This window comes from Halorussus gelatinilyticus (genome assembly GCF_023238445.1).
GTDB lineage: Archaea > Halobacteriota > Halobacteria > Halobacteriales > Haladaptataceae > Halorussus > Halorussus gelatinilyticus.
The window spans coordinates 2,422,109-2,442,329 of the sequence record NZ_CP096658.1 but is presented as its reverse complement, the minus strand read 5'-3'; the positions used below and the strand labels follow the sequence as shown (position 1 = coordinate 2,442,329).

Sequence of the window (20,221 nt, the reverse complement as noted above, 5' to 3'; positions counted from 1 at the left end):
CCCGCTTCTGCGTTTCCGCGTTTCCGCTTTCTGACAGTCTCAGCTGCCGGATATCTGGCCGAAGCTATTTGAGTGTGGACTGAACAACCCCATTCGATGGCTCTCGGGTCCGCGCTCGGTGGTGTAGAGATGGTTGCAGTAGCCGCGACGTTTCTCCTCTCCGGCGGCGCTGTCTTCTACGCCGCCCAATCGGTCACAGACTGGCGACGCGACGACGAACCGGAACCGAGCGACGCGCTGAAGAACACCGTCGCGGGCCAGAACCGCGTCGCGCTCGTGGTCCCGGAAGGACCGAGCATCGACGCACTCGCGGCCGCCATGGGTCTCCAGACGCTCTGCACCGAGTGGGGCGTCACCGCCCATCTGTTCGCGGAGGGACCGGTCACGGGCGAGGACAGCAAGACGTTCTGTAACATCTTCGACCTCGAACTGTCGGTCATCGGCGACGGGGCCGACGAACTGACCGACGCCGACGCCGCCATCGCCGTTGGCGGGGGCGGCGGCGTCCCGCGCCTTTCGAACAACCCGCCGGTCGTCGCGGTGGTCCGCCACCGACCGACCGCCGAGGAGAACATCGTGACCGTGACGCCGACCGACGACGGCGCGACCGCGACCACGGTCACGCGCCTGTTGGAGGACGAGGAGATCGTCCCCGACCAGCGCGTCGCCACCGCGCTCCTCCACGGCGTCCGGGCCGGGACCCGCGAGTTCCGACGCGCGAACGGTCAGCACGACTACGAGGCCGCCGGGTTCCTCCACGCCTACGCCGACCTCGGCCGCATCGAGGACCTCCGGTCGCCGGGCATGAGCGGCGACACCTTCGACGTCATCAGCGACGCCATCGCCAACCGCGAGCGCCGGGCGAGTTTCGCCGTTACGAACGTCGGGGCGGTCCCGTCGGTCTCCGCGCTCGAAGAGGCCGCCGACACGATGCTCCGACTGGAGGGCGTCTCGACCGCCGCCGTCTTCGGCATCCACGAGGAGACCATCGTCGTCTCCTGTCGGGCCGAGGACGTGCGGACCAACGCCTTCGACATCCTGGACTCGGCGTTCGGCACCAGCGAGACGACCGGCGGCAACACCGACGCCGCGACCGCTCGGGTCCCGCTCGGCCTCTTCTCGCAGGTGGACGACGAACAGGAGGAGACGCTGGACATGCTCATCGACGCAAGCACGCGGAAGGCACTGTTCGAGGCGTTCGAGAGTTCGTAGCCACCGCCGAGTCGTCCGTCACGACGCCCGAATCCTTCATCATCGTTCACGTCGAAGGCGGTGCCTACGAAAAGAATTTTCATGTGTCTCCTCGTTCTATCGAGGTACATGGGTCTCTTCGACAAGCTTCGTGGCGACGACAAGCCCCGCGTGGCTTTCTTCGGTATCGACGGCGTTCCGTATAGTTTCCTCGAAGATCACTTCGACGAGTTCGAACATCTCGCCGCCCTCGCGGAGGAAGGCTCCTCGGGCGCGATAGACAGCATCGTTCCCCCCGAGTCTTCGGCCTGCTGGCCCTCCCTCACGACCGGCGTCAACCCCGGCAAGACGGGGGTCTACGGCTTTCAGGACCGAGAGGTCGGTTCCTACGACACCTACGTCCCGATGGGCCGCGACGTGCAGGCGACCCGCATCTGGGACCGCGTCCACGACGCCGGCCGGGACGCCACCGTGATGAACGTTCCCGTCACGTTCCCGCCCCAGCGAAACGTCCAGCGGATGGTCTCGGGCTTCCTCTCGCCGAGCATCGACAAGGCGGCGTACCCCGACGAACTGCGCGACTACCTCCAGTCCATCGACTACAAACTCGACGCGAACCCCAAACTCGGTCACGACGAGGACAAGTCCGAGTTCATCGAGGACGCCCACAAGACGCTCGATGCGCGCTACGAGGCGTTCAAACACTACCTCCAGCAGGACGACTGGGACCTCTTCTTCGGCGTCTTCATGACGACCGACCGGGTGAACCACTTCCTGTTCAAGCACTACGAGGAGGACATGGAGTACAAAGACGAGTTCGTGGAGTTCTACCGGAAGGTGGACCGCTACCTCGGCGAGATTCGCCAGAACCTCCCCGACGACGTGACGATGATGGTCGCCTCCGACCACGGGTTCACCACGCTGGACTACGAGGTCCACTTCAACCAGTGGCTCGCCGACGAGGGCTGGCTCTCGTTCGAGGACGACGACCACGAGGACCTCGGCGACATCAGCGAGGACGCGGAAGCCTACTCGCTCATCCCCGGCCGGTTCTACATCAACCTCGAAGGCCGCGAACCCCGCGGGAGCGTCCCCGAGAGCGAGTACGAGGCCAAGCGCGACCAGCTGAAGGAGGCCCTCGAAAATCTGAAAGGTCCCAACGGCCGGAAGGTCTGTGACCGCGTGGTCGAGAAGGAGGAGGCGTTCCACGGCGACCACGAGGACATCGCGCCCGACCTCGTTGCCATCCCGAACCACGGCTTCGACCTCAAGGCCGGGTTCAAGGGCCACGACGACGTGTTCGGGCAGGGTCCCCGCAACGGGATGCACAGCTTCGACAACGCCTCGCTGTTCGTGGACGACCCCGACGCGACCATCCGGGACGTGGACCTCTACGACATCGCGCCGACCATCCTCGACCTGATGGAGATGGAGTACGACGCGGGCGAATTCGACGGTAAGAGTCTGGTCTGAAGGACGCCGCCGATTCGATTTCGGCGGTCGCAGCTTTTTCTGGGTGGACGGAGACGACGCGCGAGTCGAGAGAACGAGAGCAGCGTTAGATGAGGTCGTCTAACTCGTCGTTGTGGAACATCTCGGCGGGGTTCTCGTCGGGTTCGTCGGCCTGCTTGCTCGCCTCCTTGGCGCGTTCGAGGAACTCCTCGATGCGCTCGGAGCGTTCGACCCCGCCCAGCAGGACGAGCGCGGCGAGTCGGCCGCTGTCGAGCGGGAAGTCCCCGCCCCGGACCTGTAGACTACCGGTCTCCTCTTCGAGCCACTTCCGGGCGCGTTCGACGCCTTTGCGGGGGATGGACTCTGGTTGGCCGGCGACGACGAGCAGTCCCGAGTCGGCTTCGATAGCGTTCGGGAGGCTGAGATTGCTGAGGAGGGCCTTCCGGGTCATCGAAGTGACGGTGTTGATGTTCGCTTCGGCGTCTTCGGCCGCCTCGGCGCTGGCGAACCCGAGCGTGGCGATGCCGCCTGACCGGAGGGTGTTGATGACCTCGCTGGAGTCCACGACGCTCTCGCCGACGCCTTCGACGGCTTCGCCCGAGGCGAACAGCAGGCCGACGCGCTGGGCGATGTTCTGGTTTATCTTCTCGAACGCCTCGCCCATGCTCTCGCCGGAGGTGTGCCACGCGTCGTTGTCGATGAGGAGGGTCGCGTCGGCTTCCCGGACGAGGGTCTTGAGCGAGCGCCCGGCGTTGGCCTGATACATCGCGCCCTCGCCGCGGCCGGGGAGGACGCCCAGTCCGTACACCGGAATCTGGTAGACGCGGTTGAGTTCACGCGCGAGGACGGGTGCGCCGCCCGACCCCGTGCCGCCGCCGAGTCCCGCGACGACGAAGATGGCCTCGGCCTGTGCGGTGATGCGGCCGTCGAGGGAGTCCATCACTTCGGTCGCGTCGCTCTGCATGACCTCGGCACCCAACTCGTTGTCACCGCCGACGCCGTGGCCTTTCACGCGGTCCTGTCCGACGAGAACCGTGTCTAAGTCCAACTCTCGGAGGTCCGCCTTCGCGGAGTTGACCGCGAGCGCTCCCTGTACCGCGCCGAAACCCATCTGCTGGTCGTACTGGGCCAGTCGCTGGGCAAGCTTCCCCCCGGCCTGTCCGACACCAATCAGGACGACTTTCATGCGCGGTGGGTCGAATTGACGGCTAATCAACCTTCCGGCGTCGCTATCTTACCGATACTCGATAGGACCGCCGAACCGCGAGAAGTCGGTCGCGCGAATCGACCAGTTGATACTGTCTAAACACCAAAACCGCAGAAATCGGAACTGCCGGCCGTCGGTAGCCGACCGACGGCGAGCGAGCGATTAAGTCGAAACAGCGTCAGTTTCGTAGCAACCGATGCCGCCGCACATCATATAGAGCGGTTCGCTCGAAAGCGAGTCGCTGTCGTAACAGGCGTCTGTTCCGCAGTTGCCCGACGAGACAGCGGCCGCCGAACCGACGGCGACGAGGCTGAGCGCGGCGATACCGACGAGGAGTCCGAACGTTTTCCCGTTCATGATTAGTCTCTTGTGTTTATCGTGGAGGTGAAGTGAAAAATCTCACTTGTCACGCTATATCGTATCACCACCATATAAGTTTTATTAATTAAACATAGTGGGATATTTACTTGGCTACCGGACGGTACGTACCTTTAAACCCGAGGGCGCGACCAGCACGGCCCATGTCCGACGCAGACGCACTCGACCGACGACTCCGCGCCGTGGAGCGCGCGCTGACCGACGGCGACAGCGACCTGACCGACCTCCGAGACGCGGCGGAACTGACCCGCGAGGTCGAGCGCCTCTCGGCGCGACTCGACGCGATAGACGAGCGTCTCGACGACCTCGACGCCGCGACCCAAGCCCTCCGGGGCTACGTCGGCAACGTCCGCGCGCTCGACCGGTCGGTCGAGCGCCGGGCCGACGCCGCGCTGGCGAAAGCCGAATCGCTGGAAGCGACGCTCTGCGGCGACGGCACAGGGGGAGGTAACGGAGTAGACGACAGTAACGGAGTAGACGGCGGTAGCGACGCATCTGACGGTGGCGAAACGCACCCCGACGGCGAACGCGCTCGCCCGGACCGACCGTGCGACTGGGGCTCCCAGCAGTCGTTCGGCGACGGCCGCGCGGAGACCGACCGCGGGACTGGCGACGAGGACGACGCCGACACCGGCGAGGACGGCCTGCTCGCCCGTCTCGCGGGAGTGCTGTGACGGTTCGACTGGTCCTCGCGGTCGCGCTGGCGGCGGCGCTGATCGCGGCCGCGACGCCAGCAATCGACAGCGCCCGCACGACCCGGACCGAACGCCTCGCCGAACGCGACGTAGACCGGGTGGCCGAGGCCGCGACGACGCTCGCCACCGAGGAGTCGCCGGGCGCGCGCCGGACGCTCGCAGTGTCGCTCCCCGCGCGCTCGCCGACCGCGGCCGCCGTGGTCGTCGCAATCGGTGGCGTAGAGGGTGGCGAACGAGTCGAGGACTCGCCGAGGCGCGACGTGCTGGCGTTCAGCGTCGCGGGCGGACCGCGGCGGGTCCGCCGGGTCGGGACCGACTTGCGCGTGAGTCGGGGCGGAGCAGTGGCCGGGTCGGACGCGGCCGCGCTGGTCCTCCGCGGCGGCGAGACGTACACGGTGACGCTCCGGTTACGGCGGGTAGACGGTCGGCGGACGGTAGTCGTTTCGGTCGAGCGCGAGTAGAGACAGTTATAGAATCGTCTTAGAATTGTGTATGCTTTCTTTAGATGTATTATGGTGTCTTTGAGGGCCACGGGACGACGGTCGTCGGTGGCGGGGAGGCTAGCTTTAGACTTGAACACAGGAGTCACCCCGACCGCCCGGCACCGCGACCGCACCGCGCGGCACGCACCTCACGCCTCCCCAACCTCGCGGTCGCTCCGCTCCCGCGTCCCTCGCGCGCGTCGGCGCGGCCTCGCGGTGTGAGGCCGCGCCGTCGGACAAACCGCGTCCGACGAGCCGTGCGCTCACGTCCGTTCGCACAGACGCCAGCACGCGCCGAGTCGTCAGTCCCATCGACGCGAATCCGAGACGAGGGCGGATTCGGCGTCCGACCCGCTCCCGGCCCGCATCCGACCCCCGGGTTTAAATCCGAGGACGGGACGACCCCGGCCCATGCGAAACCCGCTCGCGCGCTTCCGCGACGACGACCCGGACTGCGCCTGCGACCCCCGATTCGAGGACGACCGCCTCCTGCTCGACGCCGCGGCCTGCCCCGGCGCGGGCGACCTCGCGACCGAACCGGCCTGTCGCGGGACCGCCATCAGCGCCTTGGCCGACCGCGAGGCCGAGTCGGTCGTGACCCGGACCGACCGCATCGAACGCGCCTACGAAGGTGCGTCGGCCGCGCTCCTCGTGGCGGCCGGACGGTTCGCCGAGCGCGTCGCGTTCTACGACTCGACGCTCGCCGACCGCGCCGAGACCGACCCGCTGGCCGCCGCGCGCGCCGCGCTCGGCCGGGCCGGACCCGTGGGCGACATCGTGGCCGAGACCGGACTCGCGGAGTGCGCGCGCCGCGTCGAGGGCGACGCCGACGCGCTCCGGCCGTTCGCCGGCCCGCCCGTCGCCAAGGCCCGCGTCGCCGCCGACCCGCCGCCCGACGCGACGCTCGCCGAGACCCGCGACCTCGCCACGGGCGCGACCGTCCGAATCTACGCCGACGAGCGCGCGCTCCGGACCTACCACCTCGAACCGGTCGAACACGACTTCGACGCGGCCGCGCTCGACGCGCTCGCCGACGCCTACGGACTGCTCGCGGACGGTGAGGTCTCGGAGGAGACCGCCGCCGGCGAGCGCGCGCCCGGCAGAGCGGTCCGAGAGGTCGCCGACCCCGAAGCCCCCGTCGAAGCGCTCGCCGCCGCGCTCCGCAAGCACACCCGCGGCTACGGCGTCCTCGCGGACTTCTTCGCCGACCCGCGCGTCTCGGACGTGTTCGCCACCGCGCCGGTCGGCCGGAACCCCCTGCGCGTCGCGGTGGACGGCGAGCGCATGCGGACCAACGTGCGACTCACCGAGGAGGGCGCGCGGGCGCTCGCCTCCCGGTTCCGCCGGGAGAGCGGCCGGGCGTTCTCGCGCGCCGCGCCGACGCTCGACGCGACCGCCGAAATCGGCGCGGGCGCGAGCGACCCGAACGCCCCCGACCCCGGCGCAGTCCGCGTCGCGGGCGTCACCGACCCCGTGAGCGACGGGCCGGGGTTCGCCTTCCGCGCCCGCGACGCGACGCCGTGGACCCTGCCCGCGCTCGTGGCGAACGACACGCTCCCCGCCGACGCCGCCGCGCTCCTCTCGCTGGCGACCGAGCGCGCCGCGGCCGGCCTCGTCGCCGGACCCCGCGGCGCGGGCAAGACCACCCTGCTGGGCGCGCTCTGCTGGGAACTCCCCGCCGCGACCAGAACCGTCGTCATCGAGGACACGCCCGAACTCCCCGTCTCGGCGCTCCAGCGCGGCGGCCGCGACGTTCAGCCCCTGCGCACGACGACCGACGACGGGCCGGGTCTCGCGCCAGCGGACGCCCTCCGGACCGCGCTCCGCCTCGGGGAGGGCGCGCTCGTCGTCGGCGAGGTCCGGGGCGAGGAGGCCGCGGTCCTCTACGAGGCGATGCGCGTCGGCGCGAACGGCGACGCCGTGCTGGGCACCATCCACGGCGACGGCGGCGCGGGCGTCCGCGAGCGGGTCGTCTCGGACCTCGCCGTCCCGGCCTCGTCGTTCGCCACGACCGACCTCGTGGTGACGCTCGAAGCCGTCTCGACGCCGGCGGGCAAGCGCCGCCGCGTGAAGGCCGTCCAGGAAGTCCGGGGCGACGGTGGCGACCGGTTCGAGGCGCTCTTCGAAATCCGGACCGACGAACTCGCCCCCACCGGCCGCATCGACCGCGGCAACAGCGCGCTGGTCGCCGCGCTCGCGGAATCCGGCGAGTCCTACGCCGACGTATGCGACGCGCTCGCCGACCGCGAGTCCCTGCTCGCGGAGTGCGCGCGCCGCGACCGGACCGAACCGGAGGCCGTCGTCTCGACCTACGCCGACCGGAGGGCGTCGTGACCCGCGGCGACCGAGTCGCGCGCTCGCTCCGACTCCTCGCGCGGTGCTGGCCTCGCCCCGTCGAACTGAACGACGGCGAAGCGGCCACCGCCGACCTCCGGCGCGCGCTGGCCTACCTCGACGCCGGAGTGGACGCCGAGACGACGCTCCGGGCGGGCAACGGTGCCGCCGCGTTCGTCGCGCTGGTCGGACTCCTCGCCGCTCTTCTCGCGCCCCGCCCTCTCCGGCTTCCGGTCGCGGCGGCCGCGCTCGCGGTCGCGCTCGGCGTCGCCCACCTCGCCCGACGCGGCCCCGTCGCGCTCGCCGCCGCCAGACGGACCGCCGCGCTCGGGACCGCGCCCGCCCTCGTCGCGCGAGCGGTTCTGCGGACGCGCGTCGAACCCGCCAGTGAGCGCGCGGCCGAGTTCGCGGCGCGCGGCGAGGGCCGACTCGCCGCCGACCTCGCGGAACACGTCCGGCGGGCCGAGGGCACGCCGCGCTCCGGCCTCGCGGCGTTCGGTGCGGACTGGGCCGACCGGAACCCGCCGCTCCGGCGCGCCGCGCTACTCGTGGAGTCGGCGGCCGACGCGCCTGCAGGAGAGCGAGAGACCACGCTGGAGCGCGCGATGGACGCGATTCTCGACGGGACGCGCGACCGGATGGCCGAGTTCGCCGAGGTGGTCCGCGGCCCGACCACGGCGCTGTACGCCTTCGGCGTCCTGCTTCCCCTCGCACTGGTCGCGGTGCTGCCCGCGGCGCGCGTGGCCGGTATGCCGCTCTCCGTCCCGATTCTAGTCGCGGTCTACGACCTCCTCCTGCCGGCCGCGCTGGTCGCGGCCGGGGCGTGGCTGGCGGTCCGGCGACCCGCCGCCTTTCCGCCGCCGGACGTGTCGCGCGACCATCCCGCGGTTCCCGACCGGCGCTGGCCAGCGGTCGCGGTGTGGCTCGGGGTCGGTGCGGTCGTCCTCGCGTTCGTCGCCGTCGCACCGCTCCCCCGGTGGACGCGCTGGCCCGCGATCGCGGGCGGCGGAACGGGGGCCGCGCTGGTCTGGTGGTTCCGGCCGGTCGAGCGGGTCCGGGACGACGCCCGCGCGGTCGAAGCGAACCTGACCGACGCGCTCTATCTGGTCGGCAGGCGGGTCCGTGACGGCGCGGCGGTCGAGTCCGCGATTGCGGCGGCCGCGCCCGAGGTCGCCGGGCGCACGGGCGAGACGCTGGCCGACGCCGCCGGACTCCAGCGGCGACTCCGAGTCGGCGTCCGCGAGGCATTCCTCGGCGAGTACGGCGCGCTCGCCGAGGTGCCGAGTCCGCAGGCCCGGAGCGTGGCCGCCCTGCTCGCGCTCGCGGCGCGAGAAGGTCGCCCTGCCGGGCGCGCAATCGTCTCGATGGCGGACCACGTGGACGACCTCCAGCGCGTCGAGCGCGAGGCCCGGCGCGAACTCGCCAGCGTGACGGGCACGCTCAAGAACACTGCGGCGGTCTTCGGCCCGCTGGTCGGCGGAGCCACGGTCGCGCTCGCCGACGGGATGGCCGCGGGAACGCTCGGCGACCCGCTCCCGACCGCGGCGCTCGGGGTCGCCGTCTCGACCTACGTCCTGCTGATGGCGGCCGTCCTGACCGCGCTGGCGACCGGACTGGAGCGGGGCTTCGACCGCGCGCTCGTGGGCTACCGGGTCGGACTGGCGCTGCTCGGCGCTGTCGGGTCGTTCCTCGCCGGTTTCGTCGGCGCGGGGTTCGCGGCGTGAGTTCGGGCGGGCTACCGGCAGACGCAGGCAGGGCTACGCCACGTCCAACTCCTCGAACCGGTCGATGGCGAACTGGTCGATGGGGTGGTCGGTCTCGCCGTCCACCGCTAAATCCGCGAGGACCGACCCCATCACGCTCGAAAACTTGAATCCGTGGCCCGAGAACCCGGCGGCGACCGCGACCTGCGGATGCTCGGGATGGGTGTCCACGACGAACCGCTCGTCGGGCGTGTTCGTGAACAGGCACGTCGAGAGGCGCGTGGTCGGTCCCGCGGCGTCCGCGAAGTAGCCGTCGACGTACTCGCGCAGAATCGCCTCGTCCCGCGCGGTCGGGTCGCGGTTCATCTCGTCGGGGTCCACCGTCTCGCGGCGGTGGTTGTACTTCCCGACCTTGACCCCCGGCACGCCGTGAATCGGAAAGCCGTAGAAGTAGCCCTCGTCACAGCGCATCGAGAAGACGGGGAACTCGTCGGGTCGGAATCGGTCGGGCGACTCGGGTTGGAACCACCCCAAGACCTGCCGCTCGGGTTCCAGCACCGGCGCGAGTTCGGGCAGGAGTTTGCCCGTCCACGCGCCCGCCGCGAACACCAGCGAGTCGGCCTCGTAGGTCGTAGCGTCGTCCGCCCCGTCGAGGGCCGACTCCGCTTTCACCTCGACGCCGCCGTCGTCGAGCGCGCGCCAGTCGGTGACCTGCGTCCGGGCACGAATCTCGGCACCGCGGGCCTGTGCGCCCTCGACGTGCGCGACGATGCAGTCCTCGGGCACGACGAACCCGCCCTGCGGTTGGAACACCGCCCGGAACTCGTCGGGCACGTCGTAGCCGGGGAACCGGTCGTTCAGTTCGGCCCCCGACAGCACGTCGTGGTCGAGGTCGTGCTCCCGGCAGGACCGGCGCGCGCCCTCGAAGACGTCGCTGTCCGGCGGTCCGACCGCGACCGAGCCGGTTTCGCGGACGATCTCCTCACCGCGTTCGTCGCCGAGCGCGGCCCACTCGTCGTAGGCCGACCGGAGCAGGGGCACGTACGACGGATGCTCGTAGTACGCGAGTCGGATGATGCGGGTGTAACCGTGCGAGGACCCCTGCGTGTGGGGCACGTCGTAGCGTTCCAAGCCGAGGACGTCCCGCCCGCGGTCGGCGAGGTGGTACGCCGCGGCGCTTCCCATCCCGCCGACGCCGACGACGATGGCGTCGTAGCGGTCGGAGTCGGTCGTGGACATACGGATTTCGTCGTCGGGGCGGGTCTAATTCGCTCCGGTTCCGCGAGGCTCTCGGACGGGCCATCGAACGCGCCCTCGATTTTAAACCCGAAGACGTGACGAACCCGGCCCATGTTCGACGCACCAGTCGAGACGTGGTATCTCTGGGTCGGCCTCGCGCTGGCCAGCACCACCGCGGTCGGTCTCGCGGCGACGCTCCCGCGGGCACCGCCGCCCGACGCCGCGAGCGCGGCCGCGACGGTAGATTCCGTCGCGGCGAGCGCCCACGAGACGACCGGAGTCCACCCGCTCACGGCCGAGCGCGTCCGAATCGGCCCGTACCGGCTCTGGCTCGGCGACGACGGCGCGACGGGCCACGCGACGTTCGCCTACGGTCCCGTGACCCCGGTCCGGCGCGACACCGCGCTCTGGGACGTGCTTCGAGGCACGCCGGCGGAGAACGCGTTCGCCACTCCCGCCGACTTCCGGCGCGCCGCGGCCGAAGCCCGCGACCGGACCCCGGCGTGGCGCTCGCGCGAGCGACTGACCGTCAGGCGAGTTACGTGGGAGGGCGTCGATGTCACGCTCGTCGGGTAGCGGGGTGAGTGACTACGAACCCCGAGAGTCCGACCGCGCGCAGGTCGAACCCACCGCGGCGCTCGTGGCCGTCTTCGCGGTCGGCGTCGCGCTGACCGCCTACACCGGTCTCCTCGGGGAAGCGGTTCCGACGTCGGACCGGAACCTCGCCGACCCGACCGTCGAGCGAACGGCGCGAGCGATTTCGGAGACGGGGGTCGCCGACCCCGAATCGCTCGCCGCGGGACTGCGTTCGGGTCCCGAGGGCTACCGACTCAATCTCACGCTCCGGACGGCCGGACGGTCGTGGCGCGCCGGGCCGACTCCGCCGCCGAGAGCAGACACCGCCACCGTCGCAGTGAGCGTCCGAATCGCGCCCGGCCGCGTCCGGCCCGGCCACCTCCGCGCGGAGGTGTGGTCGTGAGAGCTATCAGTACGGTTCTGGACGTGTCGCTCTGTCTGCTATTGGTCTCGGCGAGCGCGCTGACGCTCGCCGAGACGCCGACGCGGGACGACGGAACCCGACGCGAGACCGTGCCCGACTCCGCCGACGAGACCGCGGACCTGCTGGCGACGAGTACCGCGAGCGTAACCTATCGCTCGTCGGCGTCAGCGTCGGCCGAGCAGTTCGCCGCGAGCGCCGAGACGCCGCAAAACCGGACGGTCCACGACACGCTCGCCGGACTGCTCGCCAGCGCGGTCACGGCGAAGGCGAACCGGCGAGCGACCTCCTTCGTCCGGGCCGTCACGGCGAGGGTCGACCGCGCGCTCCGCCGCGTCGGACTCGGGGCGCGAGTGGTCGCACGCCGGTCTCGAGCGGAATCCGTCTCGGGGGAATCGACCTCGGCGGAATCGACCTCGGGAGAATCCACCGCGGCGGAGTCGGCGGGGTCCGACGACGCCGCGCGCGACGATTCCGCCCGCGTCGTCGTCGGTCCCGCACCGCCGCCGGCCGCCGACGTGTCGGCGGCCGCGTTCGCGGTCCGAGGCGTCGCCGTCTCGGTCAGGACGTGGTCGCGGTGAGACTGGCTCAGGACCGGCGCGGCCGGGTCCCGTTCGCGCTCGTCGGCGTCGTCCTGCTGGTCGGGAGTGCAGGCCTCAGCGCCTCGCTCGCCGGCGGGCCGACGCCACGGACCGACGACTCGGTGGGCGTCGCCGTCGAGCGCGCGACCGCCGCGACGAACAGCGCGCTCCGCGGTGCGGTGGCCGACGCCGGACGGGAGGCCGCGAGGAGTCCCGTCACCGTCCCCGCGAACTCCACCGCGGGGCGCGCGCTGAACGACTCGACGCCGTTCCGCGACGCGCTCCGCATCCGAATCTATCTGGCGGCGCGCGAGGCGCTGAGCGAAGTCCGCGTTCGGTCCGGCGGTGACGAATCGGAGGCGGTCCGCGCCGCGGTCTCGCTCCCGGCGATTCGGAACGCCTCGGACCTCCGGGCGGCCAAGCGCCGCGTCGAAATCGCGCCCGCTGGCGGCGGCGAACGGGCCGAGAACGCCGGACTGCGCGTCCGCATCCGGAACGTCACGGTCACTGCGACGCGGGGTGGTCGGGTCGTCGAGCGACAGCGACTCGCGCCCGAGGTGGTCGTGACGACGCCCGCGCTGGCGCTCCACGAGCGCACGGAGCGCTTCGAGTCCAGACTGAATCGCGGCCCGCTCGCGCCCGGTCTCGGCCGCCGACTGACCGCGCGACTCTACGCCGTGGCGTGGGCGCGGGGCTACGCCCAGTACGGCGGCGCGCCCGTCGAGAACGTGCTGGCGAACCGCCACGTCGAACTCGCCGCGAACGGAGCGCTCCTGCGCGAACAGCGGGCGGCGTTCGGCCGGAGCGACCCGCGAGCCCGGCGCGCAGTCGCGTGGGCGACGGCGCGCGTCGGCGCGACCGACCTGCTCACGGCGGCGAACGCCCGGCGCGGGTCGGCCCGGACCGACCAACTGCTCGCCGCCGCGAAGGACTACCAGAAGCGCAATCCGATGCCGGGCGGCGCGACGAGTCGGAATCTGAGCGAGCAGTCGCGCGCCGGGCGGAAGACGTTCCGTGCGGGCGTGAACCGGACCGCGGACCGCGCCTTCGCGGACCTCGTGACCGGCGCGAACGGGACCGACCTCGCCGGCGTCCTGCGCTCGGCGTACGCCGCGGAGGCGCGCCTCGTCGCGGCGGTTCGAGAGGTCGAGAGCGAGACCCGGCCAGACCCCGAGTCGCCGGGCGCGAACTGGACGCTCCGGTCTACCGCAGTCCGGACGAAAACGGCGGTGAAATCGGCGGACGACGGCGCGGGAGGACTCTCGCTCGGCACGCCGGCGGGGTGGCACCTGCTCGACGGCGAGTCGCGCCGGGTCGTGCAAACGCACGCGCTGGTCGCCGAGTGGGTGCGGAAGCGAGCGTCCGGCGGAAACGAGACGACGGGTGGAGACGACGGGAATCGTGGGAACGACACTCGCCGGACGGTCCGGCGGTGGACCGAGGCGTTCGCCGTGCGCGTCGGCGTCGCGGGAGACCATCGCGCGCGAGCCGGAATCGCGCCGTCGCGCCCCATCTCGGGCGTCCACGAGCGCGGCGGCGCGCTCGACGGGCCGAACTTCCGGAATCTGAACCGGCGAGCGACCGAACAGCTGGTCGAATCGCGGGGCGGGTTCGACGCCATCGCTCGCCGGGCCGTCGCCGGAACGTTGGACGCGCGGCCGGAGCGCGTCGCGGGTCGGCGTCCGACCTCTCTCCGGCGGTGGGTCTACCGGGACCTCGCTACGCTGCGAGAGCGCGTCCGGAACCTCTCGGTGACCGTCGCTCGGAACCGGGCGGTCGGCGGTTCCCCGCCGACCGCCGAACTCGCTCGGGCGGTCCGGCGTCGGCGGGCCGACCTGCTCGACGCGCCCGCTCGCTACGACGGCGTGGCCGACCGCGCGCGGGTCGCGGCGCGGGCCGCGTACCTCGACAGGATACTCGCCCGGCTGGACGCGCGAGCGGAACGGGAAGCCCGGACCCGGCGGGGCCTCGACGGAGCGCTCGCCGACGCCGGCGTGTCGCTGGACCGCGCACGGAAGATTCTGCGCGCCCGAACGACGCCCGAGGCTCCGCCGCCGCGACCGCTTCCGGCGGACGGGCCGGGTCGCGCGCTGAACCTGAGCGTGGCCGGCGCGCCGCCCTACCTCACGCTGGCCGGCCTCGACCGCGAGCAGGTCGCCGCGATTCCGAAGGGGGAGAAGCGCCATCCGCTCTCGGCGCGGAACACGAACGTCTTCGCGGTGCCGTACGGCGACGCCGCGGAGTCGGTCGCCGCGGCGGTGGTCGGCGACGGCGGGTCGGGCGAGACCGACCTCCGGACCGCCGCGCTCGCGCTCCGGGCCGCGAATCGAACCCTGTCGGAAGCGGGCAACGAAACGCTCGCGGAGGCAGGGAACGGGTCGATAGACGGGGACTCGAATCGGCGTCTGGCCGGGCGACGCGACGCGCTCCGGCGGTCGCTCGCGGCGTCGATGCGAGACGTGCGACGCGAGTTGGTCGCCGGGATGGCGCTCTCGCGCTTCGACGTGACCGAGCGCGAGCGCCGGGCCGCGATCCGGGCGGGACTGGCGCGGTGGAACACGACCGCCGGACGCGCGCTCGCTGTGGCGAACGGTTCGGCCGGGCGGGCCATCGCGGCGGCGCTGGTCCGCGGACGGCCCGCGCTCCGGCGACCGGACCGGCGCGACTGGGTGCGCCTGCGGGCGGAGTTGGCGGTCGAGTCGGTCCGCGAGACGGTCTCGGGGCCGCCGCGAGAGACGGTGAACCAGACGGCGAGCGTGACCCGACGGGTCGCGCGGACCGCGCTCAAGCAGGCGGTGGTAACCGGTCTCGGGAACGCGACCGAACTCGCCAGCAAGCGGTGGTTCGGCGAGGTGCTGGGCGCGGTCCCGGCCGGGTTGCCCGTCGCGCCGGTGCCGGGCTACTGGTACGCGACGCTCAACGTCTGGTCGGTCGAAGTCCGGGGCGAGTACGCCCGCTTTGCGGTCAGCGCGCCCCAAGGACCGCCCGGCGAGACGGTGGTCTACGTCCGCGAGGAGAAGTCGGTGCGGGTGGACTGGGACGGCGACGGCGACCGGGAACTGCTCGGGCGCACGACGCCGGTCGGCTTCGAAACTGAGACGGTCGTCGTGGTAGTCGTGCCGCCCGGTCCGCCGGGCGTCGGGGACCGTGGCGGAAACCGCGACGAGACCTCGACGGGGTGGTCGTGAGTCGGAGCGCGACGGGTTCGGCATCGACTCGGCGCACGGCGATTCCTCCGACGACCGGACTGCACCACTGACACCGACGACCCGGCGTGCGCCACTGACACCGACGACCCGGCGTGCGCTGGAGCGACCTCGTGTCGCGCCATCAGCGCGCGAGGTCTGCGCGAACGGACGTGAGCGCAGGCTCGGAAGACGCGGGTTGTCTTCCGGCGGCCGAGTAGAGCACCGCAGGGAGCAACACAGGCGGGCGGGGTGGTGTGAGGCTGATGCGGTGCGGTGTCGTACTGTGCCGTCACGGTGCGGTCGCGGTACTGTGCGGTCCGATAGGCGTCGGCGACAGTGGCGGTACCGTGCGGGGCGGTTCGAGCGGAGTCGGCAGTAGCGGAGGTTCGGAACCGGACGAAAGCCGAAGCGCTTCCCCGGACGAACTACCGGCCCGAACACACGTCTATCGAAGTGAAACTCCTTTTACGCCGGGGACCCTCGACTCGACCATGATTTACGACGACATCGAGGACCCCGACGCGACCTCGCCCGCCGAGTTGCGCGAGGAGTACGTCGCGGACCTCGCCGCAATCGTCGAGGCGTACGGCGTCGAGTCGGTCGCCGAGGAAACCGGTGTAGACCGCGAGACCCTCGAATCGCTGGCCGAAGAAGAGACCGGCGTCGCCGACGAGTTGACGCTGGAGGACGCCGCGGCCGTTTCTGCACTGGACGACGACGCGCCCCCGGCCGACGCCATCGTCGCCGAGGTCCGGGACACGCTCCTGCTGGGGATGACCACGGCGGTCCTCGACGTAGACACCATCGCGGCCGAAATCGACGATTTGGACGGCAAGCAGGTCCATCAGAAGGTCGAAGGGCGCTCGCCGATGACGCTCGCCGAGTACGCGACGCTGAACCACTTCATCGCCAGTCGTCAGCGGTAGCGTTCTTCTCGGAGTTCAGTTTTGCCGGTGCCTGGCCTGCTTTCGACGCTTGAAACGGTGTCTCCGAAGACGAGACGCTATCTTCGGAGTCCATCGGAGAAATACGGGACATTCGAAGGAGATTCCACAGTGACTAGCAAGCAAGACGAATCGTTCTAAGCCTGCCGCCGTCGCGGGAGTTATCCCGGCCACGCCCCAACGCGAACGCATGAACGTGGCGATACTCGGATGCGGCTACGTCGGTCTCGAACTCGGTCGCCAGTTGACCGCGGCGGGCCACCGCGCGGTCGGCGTCCGGCGCTCGGAGGACGGACTCGCCGAAATCGAGGACGCGGACTTCGAGGCCGTGCAGGCCGACGTGACCGACGCCGACTCGCTGTCGGCGGTCCCCGACGCGGACGCCGTGGTGTTCGCGGCGAGTTCCGGCGGGCGCGACGCGGCGGCCGCCCGCGAGGTGTACGTGGAGGGATTACACACCGCTATCGAAGAGTTCGCGGGGCGCGAGGACCCGCCGGAGCGACTGGTCTACACGTCCAGCACGGGCGTCTACGGCGACCACGGCGGCGACTGGGTGGACGAGGAGACGCCGCTGGACCCCCGGACCGAGAAGACCGAGGTGCTGGCCGAGGCCGAGCGCGTCGCGCTCGAAGCGAGCGCCGACCGCGGCATCGACGGCACCGTCGCGCGCCTCGCGGGCATCTACGGGCCGGGCCGGACCCGACTGGAGCGGTATCTGGAAGGGCCGGTCACGGAGGGGTATCTGAACATGATTCACCGCGACGACGCCGCGGGCGCGGTCAGGTTCCTGCTGGAGGAGGACCTCGCTCGGGATGAAGTCGTGCTCGTCGTGGATGACGAACCCCTCTCGAAGTGGGCGTTGGCCGACTGGCTCGCCGACGAGTGCGGGGAGCCACACCCGCCCAAGCGGACCACCGAGGAGCGACTGGCCGACGACGACCTCTCCGAGCGCGTCGAGCGCCGGATTCTGACCAGCAAGCGGTGCGACAACGCGAAGTTGCGGGACCTCGGCTACGAGTTCGGCTATCCGACCTATCGGGACGGTTACCGCGCCGAAATCGAGGCGTACCGAAATCAATCGGGCTAAATCCCTCAACTTTCTTTCTCTCGGGAAAATTTCTTGTTCGTCGGCGTTGTCAGTGCGAGTCATGCAACTGCCGGTCGTCCCGGAACTGCGAGTTCGGGAAGTCGTACAGGCCGCCGAGACGTGGGGCCTGAGTTCGCCCGAACTCGCGGGAGCCGCCGCCCTCGGAGCGATTGCGCTGGTGGCGTCGCTGTGGCTGGTCGTCCGCTGGATTCGGCGGCCGATGGGTTCCAAACTCAAGCGCGCCCTCTCGAAGCGCGAAGAGGTCGCGATTCTGATGCATCCGAACCCGGACCCCGACGCGATGGCCTGCGCCATCGGGGTCGCCCACTTGGCCAGCGGGGTCGGCACCGACGCGAGACTCCAGTTCGCGGGCCAGATTCGCCATCAGGAGAACCGCGCGTTCCGGACGGTGCTGGACCTCGAACTCGAACAGATAGACCACGTCCGGGAACTGGCCTGCGAGGACGTGATACTGGTGGACCACAACACGCCCCGAGGCTTCGAGGGGGCCGAGCGACTCGAACCCTACGCGGTCGTGGACCACCACCCCGGCAACGGGACCGGCGAGCGGTTCACCGACCAGCGCACCGACTACGGGGCCTGCGCGACCATCGTCGCGGAGTATCTGGAGGACGTGGGCGGCACGCCGGTCGGTCCCGACGACGACGGCGACGTGGACGGCATGACGGTCCCCTCGGAAGTCTCGACGGGCCTGCTCTACGGCGTCCAGTCCGACACCAAACACCTGACCAGCGGCTGTACCGGCGCGGAGTTCGAGGCCGCGGCGTACCTCTACGAGGGGGTGGACGAGGACCTGCTCGACCGCATCGCCAACCCGCAGGTCAGCGCCGAAGTGCTGGAGGTCAAGTCCCGCGCCATCTCGGGCCGTGACGTGCGCGGGTCGTTCGCGGTCAGCGACGTCGGCAGAGTCAACAACGCCGACGCCGTCCCGCAGGCCGCCGACGAACTCCTCCAACTGGAGGGCGTGACCGCGGTGGTCGTCTACGGACGCCGCGACGAGACTGTCCACCTCTCGGGGCGGTCGCGCGACGACCGGGTTCACATGGGGAAGGCGCTCGAAACCGTCGCCGACGACATCCCCGGCGCGAGCGCGGGCGGCCACGCTCGCATGGGCGGCGGACAGGTCCCGGTCGAGGGCGCGGCCTACGCCAACGGCGGGGAGGCCGCGATGTGGTCGCAGGCGGAACTCGCGGACGACGTGTTCGCCGCGCTGAACGGCGACGTGTAGGAATCTTCGCTCTTATCCCGGTCGAACCGCTACCTCCGGGCATGGCCACCGACGACGGCACTTACGAGTACAAACTCCAGCACGGTGACGACTTCGGTCGGACCTACTTCCGGCGGTTCGACGGGCTCGCCATCTCGTCGCTCGGGGTCGGAACGTACCTCGGCGACTCGACCGACGAGGTGGACGCGCGCTACCGCGACGCCATCGCCACCGCGCTCGAAAGCGGTATCAACGTCGTGGACACCGCCATCAACTACCGATGCCAGCGAAGCGAGCGCGCGGTCGGTCGGGCCATCGAGGACGCCGACGTGTCTCGGGAGGCCGTCTTCGTCTCCACGAAGGGCGGCTTCCTGCCGTTCGATGGGTCGCGCCCCGACGACCCCGGCGAGTACGTGAAACGGGAGTTCGTGGACTCGGGGCTGGTCGAGCGCGAGGACCTGGCGCGGGGGAGCCACTGCATCGCGCCCGACTTCGTGGACGACCAACTGGACCGGTCGCTCGACAACCTCGGAGTCGAGGAGATAGACCTCTACTACGTCCACAACCCCGAGACGCAACTCCACGCAAGGTCCCGCGAGGAGGTCTACGACCGGTTGGAGGAGACCTTCACGCGCCTCGAAGAGCGGGCGGCCGAGGGCGACATCTCGAAGTACGGCGTGGCGACGTGGAACGCCTTCCGAGTTCCCGAGAGCGACGACCAGTACCTCTCGCTCCCGGAAATCGTCTCACGCGCTCGGAAGGCCGCCAAGGCCGCCGAGAACACCGCGACGCACCTCCGCGCGATTCAACTGCCGTTCAACGTCTTCATGGCCGACGCGTTCACCGTCGAGGCCCACGAGGGACCGGAGGGACCCCAGAGCGCGCTCTGGTTCGCCCACGAGGCGGGCCTGAACGTCTTCACCAGCGCCAGCATCGCGCAGGGCGAGTTAGCCGCCGAGATTCCCGAGGACGTGGCCGAGCGGCTGAAGGGCGACACGACGGTCCAGCGCGCCATCAACTTCGCCCGGAGCGCGCCGGGCGTGACCTCCTCGCTCGTGGGGATGAGCCGCCCCGAACACGTCGAGGAGAACGTCGAGGCCGGCCGGTTCGACCCGCTCGGCGCGGACGCCTTCGACGCGGTGTTCGAGTGAGAAATCGGCGACCGTCCGCTCACCCGCCGGTCGTCCGCCAGCGCGGCGCGGTCGTTCTCCACGACCGGCCGCACTCCGGGCACGACCGAATCGTCTCCTCGCCGTCCACCGGTTCGTCGGTCGCCGCGGAATCGGCTACACCGGGGCCGTCCATCGCTGGCGACTCGGCAGCGTCCGGCGACTCACCGGACGCTGCCGAGTCGCCGGTCGGCGCTTCGGAGGGCGTCAGCGACACGCGACAGATGCGACACGAGAACCTGCCGCGGGCGTCCTTGCCGACTTCGCCGTCCCAGAGCCCGCGACGGATTGATTTCATGGCCATACACCTACGACGAGAAGAATGAAAAGCTTGGGGGCCGATTCG

General features: G+C 70.8%; 18 protein-coding genes. 14 read left to right on the top strand and 4 right to left on the bottom strand.

What is annotated here, in order from left to right:
- Positions 1-96: 96 nt before the first annotated feature.
- Positions 97-1,212 (top strand): DHH family phosphoesterase, encoded by a 1,116-nt coding sequence (locus M0R88_RS12570; protein WP_248653851.1) that lies wholly within the window; start codon positions 97-99, stop codon positions 1,210-1,212.
- Positions 1,213-1,320: 108 nt separating this feature from the next.
- Positions 1,321-2,664 (top strand): alkaline phosphatase family protein, encoded by a 1,344-nt coding sequence (locus tag M0R88_RS12565; protein ID WP_248653850.1) that lies wholly within the window; start codon positions 1,321-1,323, stop codon positions 2,662-2,664.
- Between the two features lie 85 nt (positions 2,665-2,749).
- Here M0R88_RS12565 and M0R88_RS12560 read toward each other — a convergent pair whose 3' ends face one another.
- The gene (locus tag M0R88_RS12560) at positions 2,750-3,829 is read right to left on the bottom strand and encodes a tubulin/FtsZ family protein (RefSeq protein ID WP_248653849.1); all 1,080 of its coding nucleotides are present in this window, start codon (positions 3,827-3,829) and stop codon (positions 2,750-2,752) included.
- Between the two features lie 183 nt (positions 3,830-4,012).
- Positions 4,013-4,207, bottom strand: a complete 195-nt coding sequence (locus M0R88_RS12555) for a hypothetical protein (protein WP_248653848.1) — start codon at positions 4,205-4,207, stop codon at positions 4,013-4,015.
- A gap of 164 nt (positions 4,208-4,371) precedes the next feature.
- Between M0R88_RS12555 and M0R88_RS12550 the strand changes: the two genes are divergently transcribed.
- The 4 genes from M0R88_RS12550 to M0R88_RS12535 all read left to right on the top strand — a co-directional run bounded on the left by M0R88_RS12550 (position 4,372) and on the right by M0R88_RS12535 (position 9,463).
- Entirely contained in the window at positions 4,372-4,902 is a 531-nt protein-coding gene (locus M0R88_RS12550; RefSeq protein ID WP_248653847.1) for a DUF7310 family coiled-coil domain-containing protein, read from the top strand.
- Entirely contained in the window at positions 4,899-5,384 is a 486-nt protein-coding gene (locus tag M0R88_RS12545) for a DUF7311 family protein (protein WP_248653846.1), read from the top strand. The genes M0R88_RS12550 and M0R88_RS12545 overlap by 4 nt, the downstream gene beginning before the upstream one ends.
- Before the next feature lie 432 nt (positions 5,385-5,816).
- Positions 5,817-7,739: an ATPase, T2SS/T4P/T4SS family gene (locus M0R88_RS12540; protein ID WP_248653845.1), complete on the top strand. Its 1,923-nt coding sequence runs from the start codon at positions 5,817-5,819 to the stop codon at positions 7,737-7,739.
- Entirely contained in the window at positions 7,736-9,463 is a 1,728-nt protein-coding gene (locus tag M0R88_RS12535; protein ID WP_248653844.1) for a type II secretion system protein, read from the top strand. The genes M0R88_RS12540 and M0R88_RS12535 overlap by 4 nt, the downstream gene beginning before the upstream one ends.
- A 33-nt stretch (positions 9,464-9,496) precedes the next feature.
- On the opposite strand, the gene solA is transcribed toward M0R88_RS12535, so the two are convergent.
- Complete coding sequence (solA, locus tag M0R88_RS12530) at positions 9,497-10,681, bottom strand: N-methyl-L-tryptophan oxidase (protein WP_248653843.1); 1,185 nt, start codon at positions 10,679-10,681, stop codon at positions 9,497-9,499.
- 111 nt (positions 10,682-10,792) lie between these two features.
- Here solA and M0R88_RS12525 point away from each other — a divergent pair, with 111 nt between their 5' ends.
- From M0R88_RS12525 to M0R88_RS12490, 8 genes are all read left to right on the top strand, one after another.
- Entirely contained in the window at positions 10,793-11,257 is a 465-nt protein-coding gene (locus tag M0R88_RS12525; RefSeq protein ID WP_248653842.1) for a DUF7283 family protein, read from the top strand.
- Complete coding sequence (locus tag M0R88_RS12520; protein WP_248653841.1) at positions 11,238-11,660, top strand: DUF7285 family protein; 423 nt, start codon at positions 11,238-11,240, stop codon at positions 11,658-11,660. The genes M0R88_RS12525 and M0R88_RS12520 overlap by 20 nt, the downstream gene beginning before the upstream one ends.
- Entirely contained in the window at positions 11,657-12,259 is a 603-nt protein-coding gene (locus M0R88_RS12515; protein WP_248653840.1) for a DUF7284 family protein, read from the top strand. Before M0R88_RS12520 ends, M0R88_RS12515 begins: the two co-directional genes overlap by 4 nt.
- A complete protein-coding gene (locus M0R88_RS12510) occupies positions 12,256-15,447 on the top strand; it encodes a DUF7286 family protein (protein WP_248653839.1) in 3,192 nt (1,063 codons plus the stop codon). The genes M0R88_RS12515 and M0R88_RS12510 overlap by 4 nt, the downstream gene beginning before the upstream one ends.
- Positions 15,448-15,938: 491 nt before the next feature.
- Positions 15,939-16,373: a DUF5791 family protein gene (locus M0R88_RS12505; protein WP_248653838.1), complete on the top strand. Its 435-nt coding sequence runs from the start codon at positions 15,939-15,941 to the stop codon at positions 16,371-16,373.
- Between the two features lie 208 nt (positions 16,374-16,581).
- Positions 16,582-17,478 (top strand): SDR family oxidoreductase, encoded by an 897-nt coding sequence (locus M0R88_RS12500; protein ID WP_248653837.1) that lies wholly within the window; start codon positions 16,582-16,584, stop codon positions 17,476-17,478.
- Positions 17,479-17,539: 61 nt separating this feature from the next.
- Complete coding sequence (locus tag M0R88_RS12495) at positions 17,540-18,727, top strand: DHH family phosphoesterase (RefSeq protein WP_248653836.1); 1,188 nt, start codon at positions 17,540-17,542, stop codon at positions 18,725-18,727.
- A 41-nt stretch (positions 18,728-18,768) separates the two neighbouring features.
- Complete coding sequence (locus M0R88_RS12490) at positions 18,769-19,857, top strand: aldo/keto reductase (RefSeq protein WP_248653835.1); 1,089 nt, start codon at positions 18,769-18,771, stop codon at positions 19,855-19,857.
- A gap of 19 nt (positions 19,858-19,876) precedes the next feature.
- Here M0R88_RS12490 and M0R88_RS12485 read toward each other — a convergent pair whose 3' ends face one another.
- Positions 19,877-20,173 carry a hypothetical protein gene (locus M0R88_RS12485; RefSeq protein WP_248653834.1) on the bottom strand — a complete coding sequence of 99 codons (297 nt, stop codon included), beginning with the start codon at positions 20,171-20,173 and terminating at the stop codon, positions 19,877-19,879.
- Positions 20,174-20,221: the final 48 nt, after the last annotated feature.

Bases quoted from the DNA above. Each gene is read 5' to 3' on its own strand.
- M0R88_RS12555 (WP_248653848.1), bottom strand. From the start codon at position 4,207: ATGAACGGGAAAACGTTCGGACTCCTCGTCGGTATCGCCGCGCTCAGC.
- M0R88_RS12540 (WP_248653845.1), top strand. From the start codon at position 5,817: ATGCGAAACCCGCTCGCGCGCTTCCGCGACGACGACCCGGACTGCGCC.
- M0R88_RS12495 (WP_248653836.1), top strand. From the start codon at position 17,540: ATGCAACTGCCGGTCGTCCCGGAACTGCGAGTTCGGGAAGTCGTACAG.
- M0R88_RS12490 (WP_248653835.1), top strand. From the start codon at position 18,769: ATGGCCACCGACGACGGCACTTACGAGTACAAACTCCAGCACGGTGAC.
- M0R88_RS12520 (WP_248653841.1), top strand. From the start codon at position 11,238: ATGTCACGCTCGTCGGGTAGCGGGGTGAGTGACTACGAACCCCGAGAG.
- M0R88_RS12550 (WP_248653847.1), top strand. From the start codon at position 4,372: ATGTCCGACGCAGACGCACTCGACCGACGACTCCGCGCCGTGGAGCGC.
- M0R88_RS12570 (WP_248653851.1), top strand. From the start codon at position 97: ATGGCTCTCGGGTCCGCGCTCGGTGGTGTAGAGATGGTTGCAGTAGCC.
- M0R88_RS12565 (WP_248653850.1), top strand. From the start codon at position 1,321: ATGGGTCTCTTCGACAAGCTTCGTGGCGACGACAAGCCCCGCGTGGCT.
- M0R88_RS12560 (WP_248653849.1), bottom strand. From the start codon at position 3,829: ATGAAAGTCGTCCTGATTGGTGTCGGACAGGCCGGGGGGAAGCTTGCC.
- solA (WP_248653843.1), bottom strand. From the start codon at position 10,681: ATGTCCACGACCGACTCCGACCGCTACGACGCCATCGTCGTCGGCGTC.
- M0R88_RS12485 (WP_248653834.1), bottom strand. From the start codon at position 20,173: ATGAAATCAATCCGTCGCGGGCTCTGGGACGGCGAAGTCGGCAAGGAC.
- M0R88_RS12525 (WP_248653842.1), top strand. From the start codon at position 10,793: ATGTTCGACGCACCAGTCGAGACGTGGTATCTCTGGGTCGGCCTCGCG.
- M0R88_RS12500 (WP_248653837.1), top strand. From the start codon at position 16,582: ATGAACGTGGCGATACTCGGATGCGGCTACGTCGGTCTCGAACTCGGT.
- M0R88_RS12505 (WP_248653838.1), top strand. From the start codon at position 15,939: ATGATTTACGACGACATCGAGGACCCCGACGCGACCTCGCCCGCCGAG.